At 68.9% G+C, this 18917-nt stretch carries 16 protein-coding genes; 2 read left to right on the top strand and 14 right to left on the bottom strand.

The genetic code is table 11. The annotated features are described in order from the left end of the window. Positions 1-9: 9 nt before the first annotated feature. Positions 10-639: an arsenate reductase ArsC gene (locus tag C8E99_RS01195; protein WP_115930739.1), complete on the top strand. Its 630-nt coding sequence runs from the start codon at positions 10-12 to the stop codon at positions 637-639. Positions 640-683: 44 nt separating this feature from the next. Here C8E99_RS01195 and C8E99_RS01190 read toward each other — a convergent pair whose 3' ends face one another. Beyond that, positions 684-1214, bottom strand: a complete 531-nt coding sequence (locus C8E99_RS01190) for a CGNR zinc finger domain-containing protein (protein ID WP_115930738.1) — start codon at positions 1212-1214, stop codon at positions 684-686. 25 nt (positions 1215-1239) lie between these two features. Between C8E99_RS01190 and C8E99_RS01185 the strand changes: the two genes are divergently transcribed. Further along, positions 1240-1470 (top strand): hypothetical protein, encoded by a 231-nt coding sequence (locus C8E99_RS01185; RefSeq protein WP_115930737.1) that lies wholly within the window; start codon positions 1240-1242, stop codon positions 1468-1470. Positions 1471-1681: 211 nt separating this feature from the next. Here the strand turns inward: C8E99_RS01185 and C8E99_RS01180 are convergent, their stop codons facing one another. The 13 genes from C8E99_RS01180 to C8E99_RS01120 all read right to left on the bottom strand — a co-directional run bounded on the left by C8E99_RS01180 (position 1682) and on the right by C8E99_RS01120 (position 18907). Next, a complete protein-coding gene (locus C8E99_RS01180) occupies positions 1682-1972 on the bottom strand; it encodes a type II toxin-antitoxin system RelE/ParE family toxin (protein ID WP_115930736.1) in 291 nt (96 codons plus the stop codon). Then, positions 1969-2202, bottom strand: coding sequence for a type II toxin-antitoxin system ParD family antitoxin (locus C8E99_RS01175; protein ID WP_115930735.1), 234 nt, complete (start codon positions 2200-2202; stop codon positions 1969-1971). The genes C8E99_RS01180 and C8E99_RS01175 overlap by 4 nt, the downstream gene beginning before the upstream one ends. A 124-nt stretch (positions 2203-2326) precedes the next feature. After that, entirely contained in the window at positions 2327-2791 is a 465-nt protein-coding gene (locus C8E99_RS01170; protein WP_115930734.1) for a glutaredoxin domain-containing protein, read from the bottom strand. 4 nt (positions 2792-2795) lie between these two features. Further along, positions 2796-3728 (bottom strand): inositol monophosphatase family protein, encoded by a 933-nt coding sequence (locus C8E99_RS01165; protein ID WP_115930733.1) that lies wholly within the window; start codon positions 3726-3728, stop codon positions 2796-2798. After that, positions 3725-6301: an NAD-dependent DNA ligase LigA gene (ligA, locus tag C8E99_RS01160; RefSeq protein WP_115930732.1), complete on the bottom strand. Its 2577-nt coding sequence runs from the start codon at positions 6299-6301 to the stop codon at positions 3725-3727. The genes C8E99_RS01165 and ligA overlap by 4 nt, the downstream gene beginning before the upstream one ends. Before the next feature lie 56 nt (positions 6302-6357). Next, positions 6358-7968: an arylsulfotransferase family protein gene (locus tag C8E99_RS01155; RefSeq protein ID WP_170144498.1), complete on the bottom strand. Its 1611-nt coding sequence runs from the start codon at positions 7966-7968 to the stop codon at positions 6358-6360. A 167-nt stretch (positions 7969-8135) separates the two neighbouring features. Then, entirely contained in the window at positions 8136-8792 is a 657-nt protein-coding gene (locus C8E99_RS01150) for a hypothetical protein (protein WP_115933118.1), read from the bottom strand. A gap of 292 nt (positions 8793-9084) precedes the next feature. Further along, a complete protein-coding gene (locus C8E99_RS01145; RefSeq protein WP_115930730.1) occupies positions 9085-10770 on the bottom strand; it encodes a serine/threonine protein kinase in 1686 nt (561 codons plus the stop codon). Beyond that, a complete protein-coding gene (locus C8E99_RS15980; protein ID WP_245952016.1) occupies positions 10767-12746 on the bottom strand; it encodes an FHA domain-containing protein in 1980 nt (659 codons plus the stop codon). The genes C8E99_RS01145 and C8E99_RS15980 overlap by 4 nt, the downstream gene beginning before the upstream one ends. Before the next feature lie 2 nt (positions 12747-12748). After that, positions 12749-13648, bottom strand: coding sequence for a PP2C family protein-serine/threonine phosphatase (locus tag C8E99_RS01135; protein ID WP_115930729.1), 900 nt, complete (start codon positions 13646-13648; stop codon positions 12749-12751). Then, positions 13645-14958: an RDD family protein gene (locus C8E99_RS01130; RefSeq protein WP_115930728.1), complete on the bottom strand. Its 1314-nt coding sequence runs from the start codon at positions 14956-14958 to the stop codon at positions 13645-13647. Before C8E99_RS01130 ends, C8E99_RS01135 begins: the two co-directional genes overlap by 4 nt. A gap of 8 nt (positions 14959-14966) precedes the next feature. After that, positions 14967-17522 (bottom strand): DUF4129 domain-containing transglutaminase family protein, encoded by a 2556-nt coding sequence (locus tag C8E99_RS01125; RefSeq protein ID WP_115930727.1) that lies wholly within the window; start codon positions 17520-17522, stop codon positions 14967-14969. Then, the gene (locus tag C8E99_RS01120) at positions 17519-18907 is read right to left on the bottom strand and encodes a DUF58 domain-containing protein (RefSeq protein WP_115930726.1); all 1389 of its coding nucleotides are present in this window, start codon (positions 18905-18907) and stop codon (positions 17519-17521) included. The genes C8E99_RS01125 and C8E99_RS01120 overlap by 4 nt, the downstream gene beginning before the upstream one ends. Between the last annotated feature and the right edge of the window lie 10 nt (positions 18908-18917).

Here is an 18917-nt window from a genome sequence, read left to right as displayed (position 1 = left end):
GGAGTAGTCATGACCCAGCCCGCCGAGACCATGGACACCCATGTCCTCCAACGCACCGCCGATCATCTGGCTGAAAGTTACACCGGGATGTTCTCTCCGGAAACCATTGAACGCTACGTCTTCGAGTCCTACACCACGCTGTCCCGCACAGCGAAGGTGCGCACCCATCTGGCCTCCACCGCCACGCATTTCGCAGACAGCCGTCTCCGGGCCCTGGCCCAGGCCGAGGGCAAGATCGACTCCCCTGTCCCGCAGGTGCTGTTCGTCTGTGTGCACAACATCGGTCGTTCCCAGATCGCCGCGGCCCTGCTGTCCCACCACGCCGGAAACGAGGTCGAGGTCCGCTCCGCCGGATCTCTGCCTCAGTCGGAGGTCCATCCCCTCGTCGTGGAGGCGCTGGCCGAACGGAGAATAGACCTATCCGAGGCCTACCCCAAGCCGCTGACAGACGACGTCGTCCGGGCATCTGACTACGTCATCACCATGGGCTGCGGAGACGCCTGCCCCGTCTACCCCGGCAAGCGCTACCTGGACTGGGAAATCCATGACCCTGCCATCGAGAACCTCGATGGCGTGCGGGCCATCGTTGATGACATCGATACCCGCGTCCAGAAGCTCTTGACCCGGATCCGGGACTGATCCGGCTACTCTCCAATGTCATGGTCAGAAGGTCGGCATCTCAGTCAAGACGCCGGTGCGGTCGGGCGGGCCCGGTGCCGACGGACGGCGGCTCGGTTCGCACATCGCACTGAGCAGTACCGCTGGCGGCCGTTGCGGGTGACATCGACGACGACGTTGCGGCAGGGCTCGCCGGCACACCGTCCCAGCCGGTGCATCCTCCGCGTGGCCAGGTGCAGCGAGGTCCCGACGCTGATGACAGCGCGCAGGACGAAAGGCATCGAATCGTCATCGTCCCGATAGTGGAGGTGCCACCCCTCGCCGTCGTGATCGGTCAGGCGTGGGTATGCCGCAGCCGCCGCCATCTGCTCGTTCAGCAACCGGGCGCGCTCACCGTCTTCCGGCGCATCGACGACGCGTAGCCAGTCCTCCACCACCGTCCTGGTCCCGGAATGGTCGTCACGTCCGGGCGGGAAGACCATGGTCATCCCGAAGGCCCGGGTCCGTTCCTCGATGCCCTCGCGGTCATCAGGCCACTCATTGGCCAGTGAGGCCGCGAGCAGGACCGCATATTCGCCGTAAGGGTTGAGATGCATAACGCCATTACACCACGATGGCCCCATGACCTCTCCCCACACGTTTCCCCTAACCTTCCAGGACGACCTGACCGCCCGGCACGAGCATGGGTGGCACGTGGAATCGCGGCATCTGACCTCGGAGGGGCTGGTGCTCTATGTGCGTTGTGTGGGCTGCGGAAGCCTTCGGGTCGATATCCAGGGGAACCAGCGCTTGCCACCCTCGGCCCTGAGCCGCGAGGTCGGCATCAGGCCACCGGCGTGGCCCGGCGGATGACGGCCGCTGATCCTCCGGGGACCCGCTGAACAACCCGACCAGCTGCGCCTGGCCGTCATCGGCGCTGGCCACGTGGGACTGGCCGCGGCTGCCCATCTGCTAGAACGGGCCTGGCCCCACTCGTCCTCGAAGCCGGGGACGAGGCGGGCACCAGTTCATCTGGGCCAAGGCGGACCCTCGGCTCCCAGCGGTCGGGCAGATCATGCTGTCCCTAGAGGTGCCGAGTCGGGTCCATACGTTGGTGCAGGATGCGCACGACGTCCACGGTGTCGCTGGACACTGTGAAGAAAACGAGGTGGCTGCCGATGCTGTAGCGGTGGTACCCCGGCCTGATTTCGTCGCAGGCGCGTCCGCGGTAGGGATCCGCGGCGATGCGCTCGATGGCGGCCTGGATCTCGGTGACGTACAGCTCGGCCTGCCCGGCGTCCCAGCACTCCTCGGTGAAGTCCCAAATCCCCGAGAGATCACGACGGGCCGCCGGGGTCAGCCGGTAGGACTTCACTGCTTCTTCGAGGCGATGAAGGCGTCGAAGTCAAAGGGTTGAGCCGGACCGCTTGCCTCTCCCTCGGCAAGAGCCTGGCGCAGCGCCGCCAGCTGGGTCTCCTGATCCTCGAGTAGGCGTAGGCCCGCGCGGACGACCTCGCTGGCGGACCGGAAGCGCCCCGAGGCGACCTCTCGGCTCAGGAAGCCCGAGAAGTGATCGTCGAGGCTAATTGAGGTGTTCTGTGCCATGAAATCAGATTACCAAGGATAGGTATCCGTTGACAGCCATCGACGAGACTCAAGACCGGTACTACCCGCAGGTGCGCGCCGAGTTGCTGGCGATGAGCCCGGCCATGCCACCGGGGAAGCGGCGTCAGTCCACCGGCGTGGCCCGGCGGATGACGGCCTTGGCGCGGTCATACGTCTCGGCATCCTTCGCCACGAAGTGCCCGTCCGCCGTCACCACCGTGGGCACGGTCTCGTTGCCCTGGTGATAGTGGCGGACGCGGGCGGCGGCCTCGGGTTCGTCCCAGATGTTCACCCAGTACGGGATGTACCGGCTGTCCGAGCCGAGTTCGCGGATGAGCCGGGCGCAGAACTGACAGCCCGGCCGCCAGAAGACCACCACCCCGCCGTTGGCCAGATGCTCGTCAGCGCCGGCCACTGGCCTGGACTGCACCTGCGTGGTGGAGACGAAGCGCAGCGCGAAGAACAGCAGGATGGCCGCGGCCACGTAGTTCAGCGGCCCCCGTCCGATGAGGCCCCAATAGGCGAACAACGCTCCCACCAGCAGCATGAGGGCGGGCAGGAGCCAGGGCTTGGAGAACAGCTGACGCATGGACTCAGACTCCTGCGGGCGGCATCGGCAACAACGGCTGTGCCCGTGGACTCGACTGACCAGTCGGCTCCGTCGGCTCCGACGGGTCCAGCACCCCGGCCACCGTCCAGCCCGGGTGGTTCGTGCCGTCCCCGGACGCCGGGCGCTGCACCGGCACCCCGGCCTCCTCGGCGATCAGGGCCCCGGCCGCCCAGTCGTGTTCCTGAATGCCGAACTCGGCGTAGGCGTCGAGCGTGCCGTCGGCGACCATGCACAGGTCCAAAGCCGCCGCCCCGATGCGCCGCACGTCCCCAAAGTGGGGCATGAGCGCCGCCAGGGCACCGAGTTGGAAGTCGCGGCGCTCCCCCGCGTAGGCGAAGCCCGTGGCGAGCAGTCGGCCGGAGCGGCCCACGAGGGGCCCATTCAGTTGCACCGGCTCCCCGGAGGCCGGCGGGAGGTCCGCCTGCGGAATCCCGGGGGTGTCCACGGTGGAGAAGGCCCCGCCACCGGCCGAGGCGTACCAGGTCCGGCCCAGGGCGGGCGCGACGACGGCCCCGGCCAACCAGCGCGTCTCGCCGTCCTGATGCTCCGCACTGACCATGCCGGTTGGTCCCTCCACGGCCACGGAGGTGCAGAACTGGGCAATCCCCCTGATGAAGTTCGTGGTGCCGTCCAACGGGTCGATCGACCAGCGGTAGCCCGAGGGGTGCTCCGGCTCGGTGTGGCCGTACTCCTCGCCAGAGATCGCGTCGTTCGGACGGTAGGCGGTGATGACCTCGCGCACCGCCTGCTCCGCGCGGCGATCGTAGTCCGTGACCCAGTCCGAGCCCGAGGACTTGGTGACGGCTCCGAGCTCGGCGCGCGTGGCCGGCGTCGGGCCCAGGGGACGTTCGGCGAGTACCGCAGCCCCGGCGCGGGCCGCGGCCCGGGCGACGGCCAGCAGTCCCTGGGCGCTCATGCGGTCTCCTCCGTGGTTCCAGTGTCAGCGTCTGTGTCAGCATCAGTCTCTTCAGGGCCCTCAGAGTCCGGCGGTCCCTCAGCCAGCAGCGTCCGGAACCCCTCCTCGTCCAACACCGTGACACCGAGGGACTCGGCCTTGTCCAGCTTGGTGCCGGCATTCTCCCCGGCGACCACGTAGTCAGTCTTCTTGGAGACAGATCCGGAGGCCTTGCCCCCGCGGACGATGATCGCCTCCTTCGCGGAATCCCGACTGAAGGTCTCCAGCGACCCGGTCACCACGATCGTCAGTCCCTCCAGGGTGCGCGGGGTGTCCTCATCCTGCTCGTCCTCCATCACGACGCCGGCCGCGTGCCAGCGCGTGACGATCTCCCGATGCCACGGTTCGGCAAACCAGTCGATGACCGCTTCGGCGATGATCGGCCCGACCCCGTCGACATCCGCCAGGCGCTGTTGTGCCGCGGCGCGGCGCTCGTCCGCTGCCGTTGTCTCCGTCCCGGGGTGCCCCGAGGACCCTTCCGTGGCGAGGGCTTGGAGGGCCTGCAGGGAGCCGAACGCGGTCGCCAGGGAACGGGCCGCCGTCGGGCCCACATGACGGATCGAAAGCGCGACGAGCACCCGCCACAGCGGTTGGGTCTTCGCCTTGTGCAGTTCCTGGAAGAGCCGGCGGGTGTTCGCGGTGGGCTCCGAGGGTTTCTTGACGGTGCCCTGCGTCCAGAAGTAGGGCTTGAGTTCCCATTCGCCCGAGGGCACCGGCTTGCCGGTCTCGGGATCCTTCTTCCGCTTCTCCCGCCAGACCATGACCTCGCGCAGCCGGGACTGGAACGCGGACAGGGCGTCCGGATCGAAGGGGTCCTTCAGGTTCTTCTCGCGGCCGTCCGCCAAGTCGAAGAGCTCGGCGTCCTCCGTGATGACACCCGGCCCCTCGGGACGCACCTGCTGATGGTTCTCCGCCGGATCCGGCCCCGGGCCGTTCGTGAGCCAGAGGGCGGCCTCCTCGCCGAGCGCCTCGATGTCGAAGGCCCCGCGGGAGGCGGCGTGCTCGATGCGGCCGGTGAGCTGGGCGGGGCAGGAACGCGCGTTGGGACAGCGCAGGTCCACATCCCCGTCCTTGGCCGGCGCGAGCGTGGTGCCACAGGACGGGCACTCAGTAGGCATGACGAACTCGCGCAGTTCGTCCTCCCCGACCGGGCCGGCCCCCTCCACACGCTTCTTTCCCTCACGCAGCGGCAGCACGGGTCCGACGATCTCCGGGATGACGTCCCCGGCCTTGCGCAACACCACCGTGTCCCCGATGAGCACGGCCTTGGCCTTGACCACGTCCTGGTTGTGCAGGGTGGCCATCGAGACGGTGGAGCCGGCCACGAGGACGGGCTCCATGACGGCATACGGGGTCACGCGGCCGGTGCGCCCCACGTTGACCCTGATGTCCAGCAGCCTTGTGTGAACCTCTTCCGGCGGGTACTTGTAGGCCGCCGACCAGCGCGGCACACGGGAGGTGTGGCCCAGGGCCCGCTGCAACGCGAAGGAGTCGACCTTGATGACGATGCCGTCGATCTCATGGACGAGGTCATGGCGCTGGTTGCCGTTGTCCTCGATGAACCCCAAAATCCCACCGTTGTTGCCGCCGTCCCCCTTCTCGCCGTCCCCCTTCTCGCCGTCCCCTTTCTCGCCGTCGCCCTCGAGGGAGTCCACGATCTTCGTGTACGGGCTGGTGGGCAGTCCCCAGGAGGCGAGAAGGTCATAGGTCGCGTGCTGGGATTCGGCGTCGAGGCCGGTGTGGGCGCCGATGCCGTGCACGAACATGCTCAGCGGCCGCTTGGCCGTCTCGGCGGGATCCTTCTGCCGCAGGGAGCCGGCCGCGGAGTTGCGGGGGTTCGCGAAGGGGGCCAGGCCGTCGCGCACCCGCTGTTCGTTGAAGGAGCGGAAATCCGCGGTGGGCATGAAGATCTCCCCGCGGACCTCCATCTCGGAGGGCCAGCCGGACCCGGCAAGCTGCTGTGGGATGTCCTTGATGGTCATGACGTTGTGCGTGACGTCCTCACCCGTCGTGCCGTCCCCCCGGGTGGCCGCCCGGACGAGCTTGCCGTCCCGGTAGAGCAGGTTCACGGCGAGACCATCGATCTTGACCTCGACGAGCCAGCGGACGCCCTCCTCAGCGGCGCCGGGAGCGATCTTCTCGATTGAGGCGGCGGTCTTCGCGTACCAGGCGCGCAGCTCCTCGATGGAGAACAGGTCATCCAGGGAGTACATGCGAGCCAGGTGGGTCACCGGGGCGAAGGCGGCGGAGGCCTCCCCGCCGACCTCCTGGGTGGGCGAGTCATTGGAGACGATCTCCGGATGCAGCGCCTCCAGGTCCTCGAGACGGCGGTAGAGCGCGTCATACTCGGCGTCCGAGACCAGCGGGGCGTCATTCTGGTAGTACGCCGTGCGGTGCTTGCGGACCTCGTCCACGAGGTGCTCGTACTGCTCCCGCAGGGACTCCGTCGGGATATCCCCCGCCTCGGGCTGGACGGCGGAATCGACCTGTGGATCGACGCTCGGATCCGTGACGTTCTTCTGCTCGCTGCTCACCGGTCCAGCCTAGCCGGGTGCACCCCCGGGATAACCCTCCGCCGGCCCGCGAGCGGTCACCGGGCCTGGGCCGCACCGAGCACCGTTCCTTCGGCGTCCAGGGCCTCGACGACGGCGTAGGGCAGCTCCGCGGCATCGTCCGGAATCGGGATGGCCGTCTCGAATCCCTCGCGGTCGACGACGGCCTGTTCGGTGGCGCTGCTCTCGTCCTCGCCGGCCATCAGCCGCCACCGGGCCACCTCGGTGGCCCCGTTCCAGGAGACGAAGGCGACCGGGCCGCCGTCGTGCTCCTCACCGCCGTCCTGGACCACCACGTCCGGGACGGTCGCCGGATGACCCTCCCAGGCGAACTTGTACGCCCGGTAACTGCCGCCGCCGCCCTCGAACTCGTCCCCCCTGCATTCATCGCCGTGGCAGACGTCGTAGATGAGCTCGCCTCCCGGCGTGTACTCGGAGTAGTGCGGGCGGGCACCCCAGCCGACCAGCATGTTCCCGTTGGCCAGCTGCTGCGCGTTGGCCATGGAACTGGCCACCCGGTCGGCCGGCGGCAGGTACTCGGTGGCCACCTCCGCGGTCATCGCGTCTCCGTCCAGAGCCAGGCGCAGACCGCGGGACGACTCGTCATCACTGCCACCGTGGGAGTGGTTGTCCAAGAGGGTCAGCGTGCCGTCCGGGCTCCGATGAGCGTCGTGCTGCCAGGTGAAGTCTGCTCCCTCGCCCATCTCGAAGTCGCTGGCCGAGCCGCCCAGGGTCCACTCCACCGCGCCGGTGGCGCGCTCCAGCTTGTACACCGCGTTGGTGTGGCGGGCCGAGACCAGCAGGGAGCCGTCGTCGTCCTCCGTCACGGAATTGATGTGGAAGTAGTCAAAGGGGTGCTCCTCCGTGCCGAGCTCAGGCGGTCCGGACTGTGCATCGGAGGCTTTGGACGATTCGGCCTGTGCTGATTCCTCGGTCTCCTTCTCCAGTTCTGACTGTTCGTCATCGAAGTCGAGCAAGGTCTCCGTGAGGGGAACATGACCGATGGCGCTCCACTCGAAGAGCACGTCCCCGGTGGCGATGTCCACCTCCTGGATCACGGCGTCCTGGATGAACCCGTCCTCCGGGCCGCCCACGTCGCTGAGGTCCGCCGGTACCGGCACGTAGGCGGCGATCAGCATGGTGTCCTCCGGCGTGATCGTCGTGTCATGGAAGTCCGCCTGGCCGGGCCCCAGTGACCCGCCGGTGGTGACCCGGGCGATCTCCTCATAGGACTGGTCGAGGACGATGACCTCGCCATCGCCCATGCCGCCGTCGCTGGTTCCCTCGTAGACGGTGAGCACCGGTTCACCCTGGTATTCCTGAACGCGCAGGTCGAAGGGATTGTCTTCCGGGTCGTCATCCTCGGCCGTTCTCATCCACACCAGCTCCCCACGGGCATCCAGGATCACGGCCCCGTCCGAAGGAGTCTCCGAACCGTAGTTCGGGGTCAGGAACGTGAACTCCTCGGACTGCTCGTACTCGTCTGACCACGCGGGACCACGGGTGATCTCCACCACCGGGGGGTTGAGGTCCGGGCGGCTGGCGAAACTCTGGTGCGGGATCGGCTGCTTCCCCGCTCCCAAGCCGCCGTCAGCCGTACAGGCGGAGACGGCCAACACCATGGTCAGCATCACTGACGCCGCAAGCACCCGAGAAGGATGCTTCTCCCCGTATCCAGTCCCGGCACGCATGCGTTGTGTCTACCGTGCGCGGCAGTGCCGCGCCAAGCCTCGGCCGGCGGTGGCCGGTGATCTACCCAGTCCGGTCGGGCGCCGCCCGGTACAACCGGTTCAGTCCAGGTGGCGGCGCAACCGGGTCAGTCCTCGTCGCCGAGGGCCTGGTCCAGCAGCGGCAGGTCGTCCGGAGTGACCAGGTGAGAGGTCACGGCATGTTCCACCAGTCGCGCGCGGCGGTTTGTGGCCAGCTTGCCGCCACCGCCGCGCAGTCCGGCCACGCCCACGCGGTCCAACTTGTCACAGACGTTGTCCAGCTTGCGGTTGAACCGGGTCAGCGGCCAGCCCAGCCTCTTGGCGGCGTTGGCGGAGGACGGCACCGTGGAGAATCCGGTGCCGCCGCGGCGCAGGATCGGCTCGGCCAGGGCCACGATGAGTGCCTTCTGGGCCGGGGTGAAGATCACCGGGCCGATGGTGGTCTCCCCCACGGCGTCGTTGCCGTTCGACTGCTGCATGAACGAGGGGCTCTTCAGGTGCGCCGAGAACTCATAGGTGGTCGGCCCGGCTGTGAACACCACGTTGAGCTGGCCGAAGACTAACGGGATGCGGGAGCCGGGCGAGACCCAGGCCTGCATGCCGCCGGAGGAGTCCGCCACGGTCGCGGAGATCATGGTGCCCACGTTGGACAGCCACCACAGCCCGTCGATCTGCCGGATCTCCATGAACCGGCGGTGCAGGTAAGGGTTGTCGTCGATCTCCAGATCACCCTCGCGGCCGATGGTGAACACCTGGTCCGGCATGACCTCGTACCACTCGCCGACGAAGTCGATCGACAGCGCCGCCGAGCTGCCCTCGGTGGGCTGCCGGTCCCCCCGGTTGCCCTGCTGGTTCTGCTGGTTCTGCTGATCCTGCGAAGCCGACTGGACCCGTTGGCCTTGCTCGTCCACGCTCATCGTCACTCCCCCTGATTGAAGATCTCAGTCCCATGATGCCGTTCAAACCTGTCCAGGGCCGTCATTGTGGCGCCCCGGCGGTTCCCTGCCCTGCCATGATCTCCTCATGCTTGCCGTGCCTGCCGCACAGGCAGGGCTGTCAGTCCACACACCCCACCGTCGGGTCCGACTGTTTGCCGTTGGACCGGATCACCACGACCTCGATGCACGTCCGGTCCTCCTCCAGCACGGGGGTGGTGGCTGTGGCCTCGTCAGCGGTGGTGATCCGCCCCTGGCCGGTGGCCGTGGATGTCCTCCACATGTACGTGTCCCCGTCCTTCGGATCAGGGTTCTCCCAGGTGAACACGGCTTCGGCCCCGTCTGCCGTGGCTGTCACGTTCTCGGCGGCCGCCACGGGATCCTCGGGTTCCGGCAACGGCAGCCCCGGTGACTCACTGATGAAGGTGGGGTCCGGGTCCTCCCGCGGCTGGACCGCCATGCTGTTTGCCAGCCAGACGGCACCCACGATGCCCAGTACCAGCACCACTAGCGACGCGATGATGCCGACTTTGTTCTCGCCCATCCAGGCGCTGAACGGCGAACCCGCCGGCTGTTCCTCCACGCGCCGCGCGGTGGTGCCGTCGGGCTCCCACTCCCCGCCGGCGTCGGGATAGGACCTAGCCGGGCGCGACGGCGCCCGGGAACCGGCCAGGCCGCCGCCGATGCGTCCGCCCATGATGGTCGGGTCGTCGTCCGGGGTCGGACCGGCCGGCGTCGTTCCCCGGGCAGGTCGCATGACCGTGGCGTCGTCCGCCTCGTCCTGCGGACGTCCCGGTGCGGAGGGCGGGGGCATCGGCGGGAAGTGGCGCGAGGTGTTCGTGGAACCGCGATCAGGATCGATCGAGACGATCTGCCGGACGCGGGTGGCGTCCCCGCCCTCCTCGACCTCGTCATCCTCCGCCTCCAGCGAGCCGGACTCGTCCATGACCTCGAACGGGGTGACGGACAGGCCCAACTCGGTCTGGACCCGTTGCAGCGCCAGCGCGAACGAGTGCGCCGAGGGGAAGCGGGAGCCGGGGTTCTTGGCCATCGCCGTGGACAGCACCAACTCCAGCGAGGCCGGCATGTCCGCCCGGTTCAGGGGCGGCAGCGGTGCCTTGGCGATCCTGGAGATCAGTTCCTTCTGCGAGTTGTCCGCCCCCGGCCGCACGAACGGGGACCGCCCGGCGAGCAGGGTGTAGAGCGTGGCGCCGAGGGACCACACGTCCATGGCGAACCCGTCCGGGCTCCCCCCGGTGAAGGCCTCCGGCGCGGACCACGGGATGGACATCCCGGCATCGTCATCCAGCATGTCCGTGGTGCCGGAGATGCCGAAGTCCGTCAGCGCGGGGCGGTTGTAGTCCGTGGTGAGGATATTGGCGGGCTTGATGTCCCGGTGCACGATCCCGGCCCGGTGCGCGGACTCCACGGCGGAGGACACCTGGATGCCGACGGCCAAGACCTCGTCCACGCCCAACCGGGAGCGGCGGTAGCGCAGGTCCAGGGAGGGCCGGGAGCAGTACTCCATGGCCAGGTAGGAGTGGCCGTCCTCGGTGATGTCCGCCTCGTAGATCGTGACGATGTACGGGTGCGAGGACAGCTGGGCCATGAGGTTGGCCTCGGACTCGAAGGACTTGCGCGCCCGTTCGGTCTTGAGTCCGGAGAGCAGCACCTTGACGGCCACCTTGCGGCGAGGCCGGTCCTGCTCGTAGAGGTAGACGTCAGAGAAGCCACCGGAGCCCAGCAGGCTGACGTACCGGAACCCGTCGATGTGCGGCGGCGGGGCCGGTGGCCGCTTACCGCTCACAGCAGCCCCTCGAAGCGCAACGAGACGCCATCGCCCAGATCGGCGATGTCACCGTCCAGCACCATGAGGGACTCGCCCTGACCCAGGCGTCGCGGCGCCTGCCCCTCGCGGATCAGCACCGTGCCGTTCGTAGCCTTGAGGTCTCGCAGCTGCACATGCCATCCCTCCAGCACCACCTCGCAGTGCGAGCGGGAGATGTCACCGTTGGGGCTGCGGACCTGGAGCATGCGCGGCATGGTGCCGGAGCCGACCCGGTGAGCCTGCGGCTGACGGCCGATCACGGCCGGGCGGTCCAACTCCACGACCTCCCCCGTGGACATGCGGAGACGGCCCAGGGACGGCCGGCGCAGCTGTTGTGCCTCGCCCGAGAGGGACTGGCCGCAGATGCCGCAGATAGCGCTGGTCGGCGGGTTGGCATGCCCCTGGGAGCACTGGCGGGCCAGGACCACCGGTCCCGTGGCCGGCGGCGGGGCCGGAGCGGGGGCGGGCGCGTTGGGCGGCAAGTCCTGAAGATCGAGGTCGGACTTCATCACGGTCTCACCGTCATGGTCCTTATCCATGGCCGCGGTTCCCGCTGGGTCCGACGCCGGCCCGGCCGGCTGCGCAGGTGGGGCGGGGATGGGTGCCGGGACGGGTTTCGGCCTGGATGCCAAGCCAGGAGCCGACGGCGACATGACCGTGTCAGCGTCATCCGCATCCTGCGCGTTGGTCCGGGGTCCATCGGTGGCATCGGAGCCGGGCTCCGGCTGGTCGCCCGAGTGGTGGTGCGGGTGATCGTCCGGCGACTGTTCCGGGGCGACCGTCATCCCCAAGTCAGCTGGGACCTCGACCATCTCACTGGCGACCGGCTCCGGAGGCTGTGTCGGGACGGTCTTGCGGGCCGCAGCGAGCCACGGCACCGAGTCGATCAGCTCCTGGGGTCCGGGGACGGCGCTACTCGGCCGGGACCGCTGGTCGCTCGAGGCCTCCACAGCGCTCGGCGAGGCAGGGGGCCCGGCGATGGTCCGGTCATCGACCTCATCCGCGTCCCTGCCGGCCTCTTCGGCGTCGTCGGCATCGTCGGCGTCGTCGGCGTCCGTTCCGGCCACCTCGTGATTCTGCTCCCCGACGCCGCTCACGCCGTCGTTCTCGTCGCCGTTCTCATCAGCGTCCTCGTCGTCGGCCGACTCCGTGCTCGGCTGACCCTGGGTGGTCTCACCTGTGGCAGCCACTGCCTGCTCGGATTCGGCATCGGACGGCTCCGAGCGTGGTCCTGGAGCGATCGTGGCGTTGATGTCCGGTTCGAGGTCCGGTTCCGTCACGTGCTCGGGGCCGGCCTCGTCTGCCTCGACTGCCTCGTCCCCCTCATCCGCATCGTCTACGTCGTCCGCCTCGTCCACGTCGCGATCAGCGTCGGTTGGCTCGCCATCCTCAACCTCGGATGTCTCTGCGTCGTCGACCGCGGTCGACTCGACCTCATCAGCGTGGGCTGATTCGTCCTCCACTGGTTCTTCGGCACCGCCCGTTTCCGGCTCGGACGGCTCCACCAGATCCGCATGCAAGGAGGCCAGCCGCACGGCCCCGGATTCCAGGGGCAGGTTCTCCACATCGGCGACGGCATCGTCCACGAGCAGTTCGAAGGATTCCACGCCCTGGACGACCCGCTCATTCCAGGTGGCCACTCCGGTGCCGATCAGCTCGGTGTGGCTTCCGTCGGTGCAGTTCATCCGCAGGGCCACGTCACCTCGCAGGATGGCGTGCAGTGTGGTGCCCTCGCGGAAGGACACGATGGCGAAGGAGGGCAGTCCCGTCAGGTCCAGGCGGCCGGACAACACGGTGGCCAACAGTCGCTCGACACCGGGCGTCCCGGCGAGCAGGTCCCAGGCCACGGCGGCCGTCTCCTCGCTGGCGTCCGCGGGCAGCGCCACCAGGCACCGGCCGCGCACGAGGCCCAACCATGGGCCCGCACTGTAGCGGACCTTCGCCGTCTGGCTCATCGTCATTCCCCTTCACCCTCGTCCATGCCGAACACGCGTTCGCCGTTGACCATCCGTCCACCACTGCCCCCGTCGAACCGGGGACGAGTGGTCTGCTGCTCGTCCGCCTCACCAGGCCGCGGTGACGTGGACTCACGGTCGCCTTCGGCGTCCGTGTCCTCCACGTCCACCACGATCACCGTGATGTTGTCCCGGCCGCCACCGTCCAGGGCCCGCCGGATCAACGCGTCCACGGCATCCTGCGGTGAGTGGTTCTCTTCCAGTTCGCGGCGGATCTCCTCGTCGGGCACCTCGGACGTCAGCCCGTCCGAGCAGATCATCAGCCGGTCACCGTCATGGACGGACAGCATCCAGAAGTCAGCCGTCGAGGCCTCCCCGGTGCCCAGGGCCCGAGTGATGACATGCCGGCGCGGATGGTGCCGGGCCTCCTCAGCCGTGAGGTAGCCCTCGTCCACCATCTCCTGGACCTCCGAGTGGTCCACGCTGACCTGCTCGAACTCGCCCTCGGAGAGCCGGTAGGTGCGCGAGTCGCCCACGTTGAAGACCATCCAGTACAGTCCCTGCAGTTCCCGGACGATGGCCACCCCGGCCAGCGTGGTCCCCGCGCGGGACCCCCCGACCCGGCGGATGGCCTGGTCTGCCGTCACCATGAGCTGCTGCAGCTCGTCAGCGGTGAGATCATTGCGGACCTCCTTGACCCCCGCGGCCAGCGTCTCCACGCAGATCCGGCTGGCGACCTCGCCGGCCTCGTGGCCGCCCATGCCGTCGGCAACGGCGAAGAGGTTGCCGGTCACCACCAGCGAGTCCTCGTTCAGTTGCCGGCGCAGGCCCCGATGGGAGCCGAAGCCGTAGTTGAGGCGGAAAGGTCTTTGGGGTACGTCCACACTGGCATTCAAGGTCATGCAGCCGACACCGTGAAGGAGCGGTCGCCGAAGTGCACCGTGGCCCCGACCGCCGCCAAGACGGGCTGGCCGGGATCGAGGCGCTGACGTTCGCCCCCGCGCGGGGTCACGCCCGAGCCGTTGGTGGAGTTGCGGTCGGTCACCCACACACCGGTCGAGTCGACGGTCAGGTGCAGGTGGGTCTTGGAGACGGAACGGCCCATGTCAGCGAAGGGGATGAGCAGGTCCACGGTCTCCCCTGCAGCGGCGGCCGGGTTGCGGCCCACCAGGGCCGAGCCGGCGAGCACGTGGCTCTGGCCGTCGTCGAACCGGAGCCTGACGGCGCTGGGTCCCGCGCTCACCTGGCTGCGTAGCTGGGTTGATCCCATCTCCTGGTCCGGGTCTCCCGGGTTCGCCGTCTCAGCGGCACCTCCGACCAGGACGACCTGATTCTCGTTGTACCCCGATGAGGATTGCCCTGCGCCGGACGTGGCCGGGGCCGGGACCCCCGCAGGAGCCGGGGCCGACGGCCCGGCGGCGGCCTGGGCGTTGACCGCCGGCTGAATGGCGGGCGCCGGGCTGGCTGCGGGTGCGCCGGTCGCGGGTCCGGGGAAGGGGCCCGACGGCGGTTGGGCCGGCTGCTGCGGTGCGCCCGACTGGGGTGCCCCCGTAGCGGCCTGGCCTGCACCGGGCACGGAGGTGATGGGTCCGGCGGCGACGGCCGGGTTGAAGGCCGGCCAGCGGGAGGCCGGCGGCACGGACACTCCTGTCTCCGGATGGCCCGGGTCTCCGGGTTGCAGGGCACCGGGCGCGAAGGTGGATGGGCCGTAGAGACCACCGCTGGTCAGCGGGTTGCGGCCGGTGTTGACGTCCACCACCAGGGTGCGGGCCACCTTGTCATGCCAGCCCTGGCGTTGGTGGTTGGTGTCCCAGATATTGGACAGCAGCATCAGGATGGGGCCGATCACCGGCACGACACCGCTGACGGAGATGATGACCCAGCGCAGGAAGATCGGGCCCCAGCCGGCAGGAGTGCCCTCCTCGGAGGTGACGCGCAGGCCCAGAACCAGGTTGCCGGGGGTCTTGCCCGCGGATGCCTGCCAACCCCACAGCCACACCGTGTAGGCCAGGGACACCACCGAGGCGATGAGCAGAGCCATGGTGAAGGTGGCCAACGCGTCCTGTTGGGCCACCCCGGCGGAGTCCAGCACCGCGGGGAACGTGGCACCGGCGGCGATGCCCACGGCCAGCGCGGGAATGATCTGGTCGATCACCCAGGCCGCCAAGCGCTTGCCGGCCGGTGCGTTGACCAGGTTCAGGGTTTTCTGCACGGGGTACCTTATTCCTGTTTCTCGCTAGCTTGCTGGTCCACTGTACGGACTCCGCGGCTCCGGCCGCCACGCCGGGCGGTACGGGCCTGGCGTTCGGCGGTCCGGTCGCCTCCGCGCCGTTCGGCCATCCGGGCACGATCCGCCTGGCGCTGCTGTTTCTTCAGCTGGCGGCGCTGCCGTTGGCGGGCCCGAGCCTCGAGCATGAGCGACCGCGGCGTGTACTTCGCCCGGAACCGCTGCCAGCCGCTCACCGAGTCGCGCATGCCGGCGATGTTCTCGTCGACCCGCGCCCAGTAGTCGGCCACCTGGGCCTCGTTCGGCTCTCCCGGGCCGAAGACGGCCTGGTCCGCGCGTCGGGCCAGCAGCGTGGTGCCGGCGGCCGCCGTCGGGAAGGCCCCGACCAGTTCCGTGGCGTGTTCGCGCCGGGTGCCGGAGCGCTGGGGTTCGGAGCCGAGGTCCGTGGCGAGGCTGAGCACCTCGGACCAGCCGCCGGAGACCTGCTCGGCGGGTGTCTGCGCCTCACGCCGCCTCTTGCGGCGGCGGCCCTTGAGGATCGCGATGATGAGCAGCGGGATCATCAGGATCAGCAGCGGGATCAGCGAGTAGACCACGATCATGACGATGTGTCCCCACTGGTCCCACCAGGACCGTTCCTCCTGCTCGGCGTCCTGGGGCTCCGGTGCCGTGTCCGGGGGCAGGTCGGCCTGCTCCTGCGGCGGCGGCGGGGGCTGGAGCACCTGTGGCTTGGGCGTGGACTTGGGTTCCTGCTGCGGCGGCGTGGGGACGTTGTCCTTGTCCGGGGTGGGGTCCAGGGCGATCCAGCCGACGTTCGCGAAGTTGACCTCGACCCAGGCGTGGACATCCTTGCCCTTGATCTGGATCGGGCCGCCGTCCGCAGGGTAGTTCTCCGGATAGAAGCCCATGACCACGCGGGCCGGGATGTCCAGGGACCGGGCCATCAAGGCCATGCCGACGGCATACTGCTCGTCATCGCCGATCCACTGCTCGGCGTCCAGCAACTGGGTGATGCGGCCGGCGTAGTGGCCGGAGAGGGAGGTGACCTCGCCCTCGCGGCCGTTGGAGAAGGCGCCGGACTCGTGCAGGGTGGACGCCAGGCCGCTGACGATGCCGAAGGGCTGGTCCTGGTTGCCCGTCAGTTCAGCGGCCTTCTCCGGGACGACCTGCGGCACCCCGGTGAGCTCCGGCATGACGATCTCGCCGAAGTCCTGTCCCTCGAGGTCCTCGGACGCCACCTGCACGGGGAAGACCACGTCCGCCGTGTAGGAGTCGCCCTCCTGCAGCGGGATGGTGGACAGGGCGGTCTCGTTGCCGTCGTTGTAGTAGAGCGACGTCGATAGCTGGTCCGCCCGCGGACCTTGCAGCACGGCACCGCTGAGCTTGCCGCCACCAGGCAACCAGACCCCGTTGTAGGCCTCGATGCTGATGTCCAGGGTGCCGGTGGCGCGGTTCGGGATCTCGGTCTCGGCAGTGCCGGAGAGCCGGGAGGCATCACCGACGGGCGAGAAGTTGCCCCCGGACTGCGGGTTCACGTTGTAGACCATGCCGTCGTAGGCGTCCAGCGCGGCGAGGCGGACCCGCTGCCCCTCGGGCAATCCCTCGACTGTGAACAGGACCTCCTCGCGCTGGTCCTTGACGTACTGGCGGAATTTCATCAGCGGGCTCGGGTAGTCGAACAGCTCGATGGGGGGATCCACGACGTCGCGCAGTACCTTGCGATCCTGGTCCTGCAGCAACAGCGGCGAGGCGGAGGCGGTCAGCAGGCCGGCGACGGCGAGCACGGCGGCTCCCATGCCGACGCGGCGCCAGACCATCTTGCGTGCGGTCGCCGGGTTGGACACGGTGGTGGTGTCCGCCGCGTCGGCGCCGGCCGTGTCTGTTCGCGTTCCCTGCACGCGCATGCGGTGGTGACGCCAGGCGAGCCAGGCGACGGCACCCATGATCAGCAGCATGCCGCGCACCACGGCCATCGGTGCGTCCTTGGTGCCGAACATGATCCCGACGACGGTCATCACCAGCACGGGGATGACCGTCCAGTAGGGCAGGCGGACCCGCCAGGCCAGGAGACCGGCCACGAGGGCGGTGAGCATTCCTGACAGGTAGGGAGCCACGAGCATGCCGCCGTTGACGCCGACCGGGGCGGCCACCGTGAGGATGTCCTTCCAGGCCGTGACCGGACCCGTCACCAGGACCAGGAGGGCATCCAGGCTCGGCAGGAAGCCGACGGCGGCCTCTGTGGGGGCCGCCAGCGCGAACCCGAAGACGAGATAGCCGAGGACGGCCGCACCGGTGGTCTTCCACACGTTCCAGCGCAGGTAGGCGCTGGCCAGGGCGACGCCGAGGCCCAGCACGATGCCACCGAATCCGGCCACCAGGTAATGCCAGTCACCGGCGAAGGTGTCTTGGAAGCCCAGCAGGCCGAGGCCGAGCAGCACGAACAGCACCGCTGCGTCGATCGCGATCTGGGCCCAGGAGAAACCGAGCCTGAGCCCCCTCTGGCGCGGCTGCTTGGGCAGGGTGGGCATGGACTTGCCGCGGGCCATCATGCCGCCGCCTTGCGCAGGGCCAGCCCGAGATCCTGCAGGTCACCGATCGAGATGACGGTGAGGTCGCCGATGTTGGCTCGCTGGGTCTCCAGGCCGTGGGCACAGCGGATGGCGAACGCACGCACACCCGGGGGCACGTGGTTCGTCGCCTTGCGCAGGTCTCCGGCCGTCGGCTGATCCCCGGTGATGAGGAAGAACACGGAGGCATTGGGAACGTGGTCAGCGGTCTCGCGGGCCACGTCCACACTGGTCTTGCGCAGCGGCTTGCCCTCGATCCGGGTCATGTCATCCAGCATGTTGCGCCCTGTCTCCGTGTGGATCGGGCCGGCATGGGTGCGAATGGACAGGTTGCGCTGCTCCTTGAAGGCCTCGAGCCCGATGGAGGACGCGACGGAGATCGCGAGCTCGAAATCGTTCTCGGTGGCGTACTCGGACGTGCTCGTGGACAGGGCGATGGCCAGGTGTGCGCGCCGGGTCTCCTCGAACTGGCGGACCATGAGCTTGTTGGTGCGGGCCACCGTCTTCCAGTGGATGTGGCGGCGATCATCGCCGGGGACGTAGTCACGCAACGCGTGGAAGGAGACGTCCGCACTGGACAGGTCACGGGTGGGCAGGCCCTCGAGGTCGCGGATGAACCCGGCCGAGGAGCCTTGCAGTGCCACTGTCCTCGGGTGGACGAACAGTTCCTCCGGCTCGGTCCACTTCAATTGGCGGCGCAGTAGGGCGAGCGGATCCTGGCGCACGGAGCGCACGGGGCCGACCGTGATGACCGCACGGCGATGCGTGGGGATGGTGAAGAGGTCCTCGTGCACGGCGCCCGGGCGCATGCGCGGCAGCTGGAAGACAGCGGTGGCCCGCCCCACGGGCAGTTCCATGGCGCCCGGCATCAAGGCCTTGTCCGCCGTGTTGGTCACCTCGATCGCGCCCACCGCACGGTCACCCACGGCCACGCGGGACCGCGCCAGGTCCAGGTCCACCCGGTAGGAGGACCGGCCCAGGATGAACCCGATGGCGAGCAACAGCAGGAACACGCCCACCAGACCAGCCACGATGGCCTCGGCCCAGCCGAACACGAGTCCGACGATCCAGGACCCGACGGTGATGACCAGCACGAGCCAGCCCAACGGAGAGATGACCTCCAGGACCGGCTGGACCTTCTTGCCCCACCACCCGGTCGCTGCCTCGCGGGCCGGTTCGGTGGTGACCGCCGTCGTCTCCCTCAGGCGCCGCCAGCGGTCCTGCAGTTGGACCGCCGCCTTGCTAGCCCGTTCGGACGACTTCGAGGGGCCCTTCTGCGGGGTGTCCTTGGGTGCCGCTCCACGGCGGCCTGGGGCCTTCGTGGAGCGCCGCGAACGTCGCGTTTCGGGTGATGACTGCGTGCTCATGTGATGCGGG

This window comes from Citricoccus muralis, assembly GCF_003386075.1.
Lineage (GTDB): Bacteria > Actinomycetota > Actinomycetes > Actinomycetales > Micrococcaceae > Citricoccus > Citricoccus muralis.
Note: the sequence above shows the minus strand (reverse complement) of the source record. Positions and strands in the feature narration are given on the sequence as shown.

Bases quoted from the DNA above. Each gene is read 5' to 3' on its own strand.
- C8E99_RS01150 (WP_115933118.1), bottom strand. From the start codon at position 8,792: ATGCCGGACCAGGTGTTCACCATCGGCCGCGAGGGTGATCTGGAGATC.
- C8E99_RS01195 (WP_115930739.1), top strand. From the start codon at position 10: ATGACCCAGCCCGCCGAGACCATGGACACCCATGTCCTCCAACGCACC.
- C8E99_RS01120 (WP_115930726.1), bottom strand. From the start codon at position 18,907: ATGAGCACGCAGTCATCACCCGAAACGCGACGTTCGCGGCGCTCCACG.
- C8E99_RS15980 (WP_245952016.1), bottom strand. From the start codon at position 12,746: ATGAGCCAGACGGCGAAGGTCCGCTACAGTGCGGGCCCATGGTTGGGC.
- C8E99_RS01135 (WP_115930729.1), bottom strand. From the start codon at position 13,648: ATGACCTTGAATGCCAGTGTGGACGTACCCCAAAGACCTTTCCGCCTC.
- C8E99_RS01170 (WP_115930734.1), bottom strand. From the start codon at position 2,791: ATGCGTCAGCTGTTCTCCAAGCCCTGGCTCCTGCCCGCCCTCATGCTG.
- C8E99_RS01165 (WP_115930733.1), bottom strand. From the start codon at position 3,728: ATGAGCGCCCAGGGACTGCTGGCCGTCGCCCGGGCCGCGGCCCGCGCC.
- C8E99_RS01125 (WP_115930727.1), bottom strand. From the start codon at position 17,522: ATGATGGCCCGCGGCAAGTCCATGCCCACCCTGCCCAAGCAGCCGCGC.
- C8E99_RS01175 (WP_115930735.1), bottom strand. From the start codon at position 2,202: ATGGCACAGAACACCTCAATTAGCCTCGACGATCACTTCTCGGGCTTC.
- C8E99_RS01190 (WP_115930738.1), bottom strand. From the start codon at position 1,214: ATGCATCTCAACCCTTACGGCGAATATGCGGTCCTGCTCGCGGCCTCA.
- C8E99_RS01185 (WP_115930737.1), top strand. From the start codon at position 1,240: ATGACCTCTCCCCACACGTTTCCCCTAACCTTCCAGGACGACCTGACC.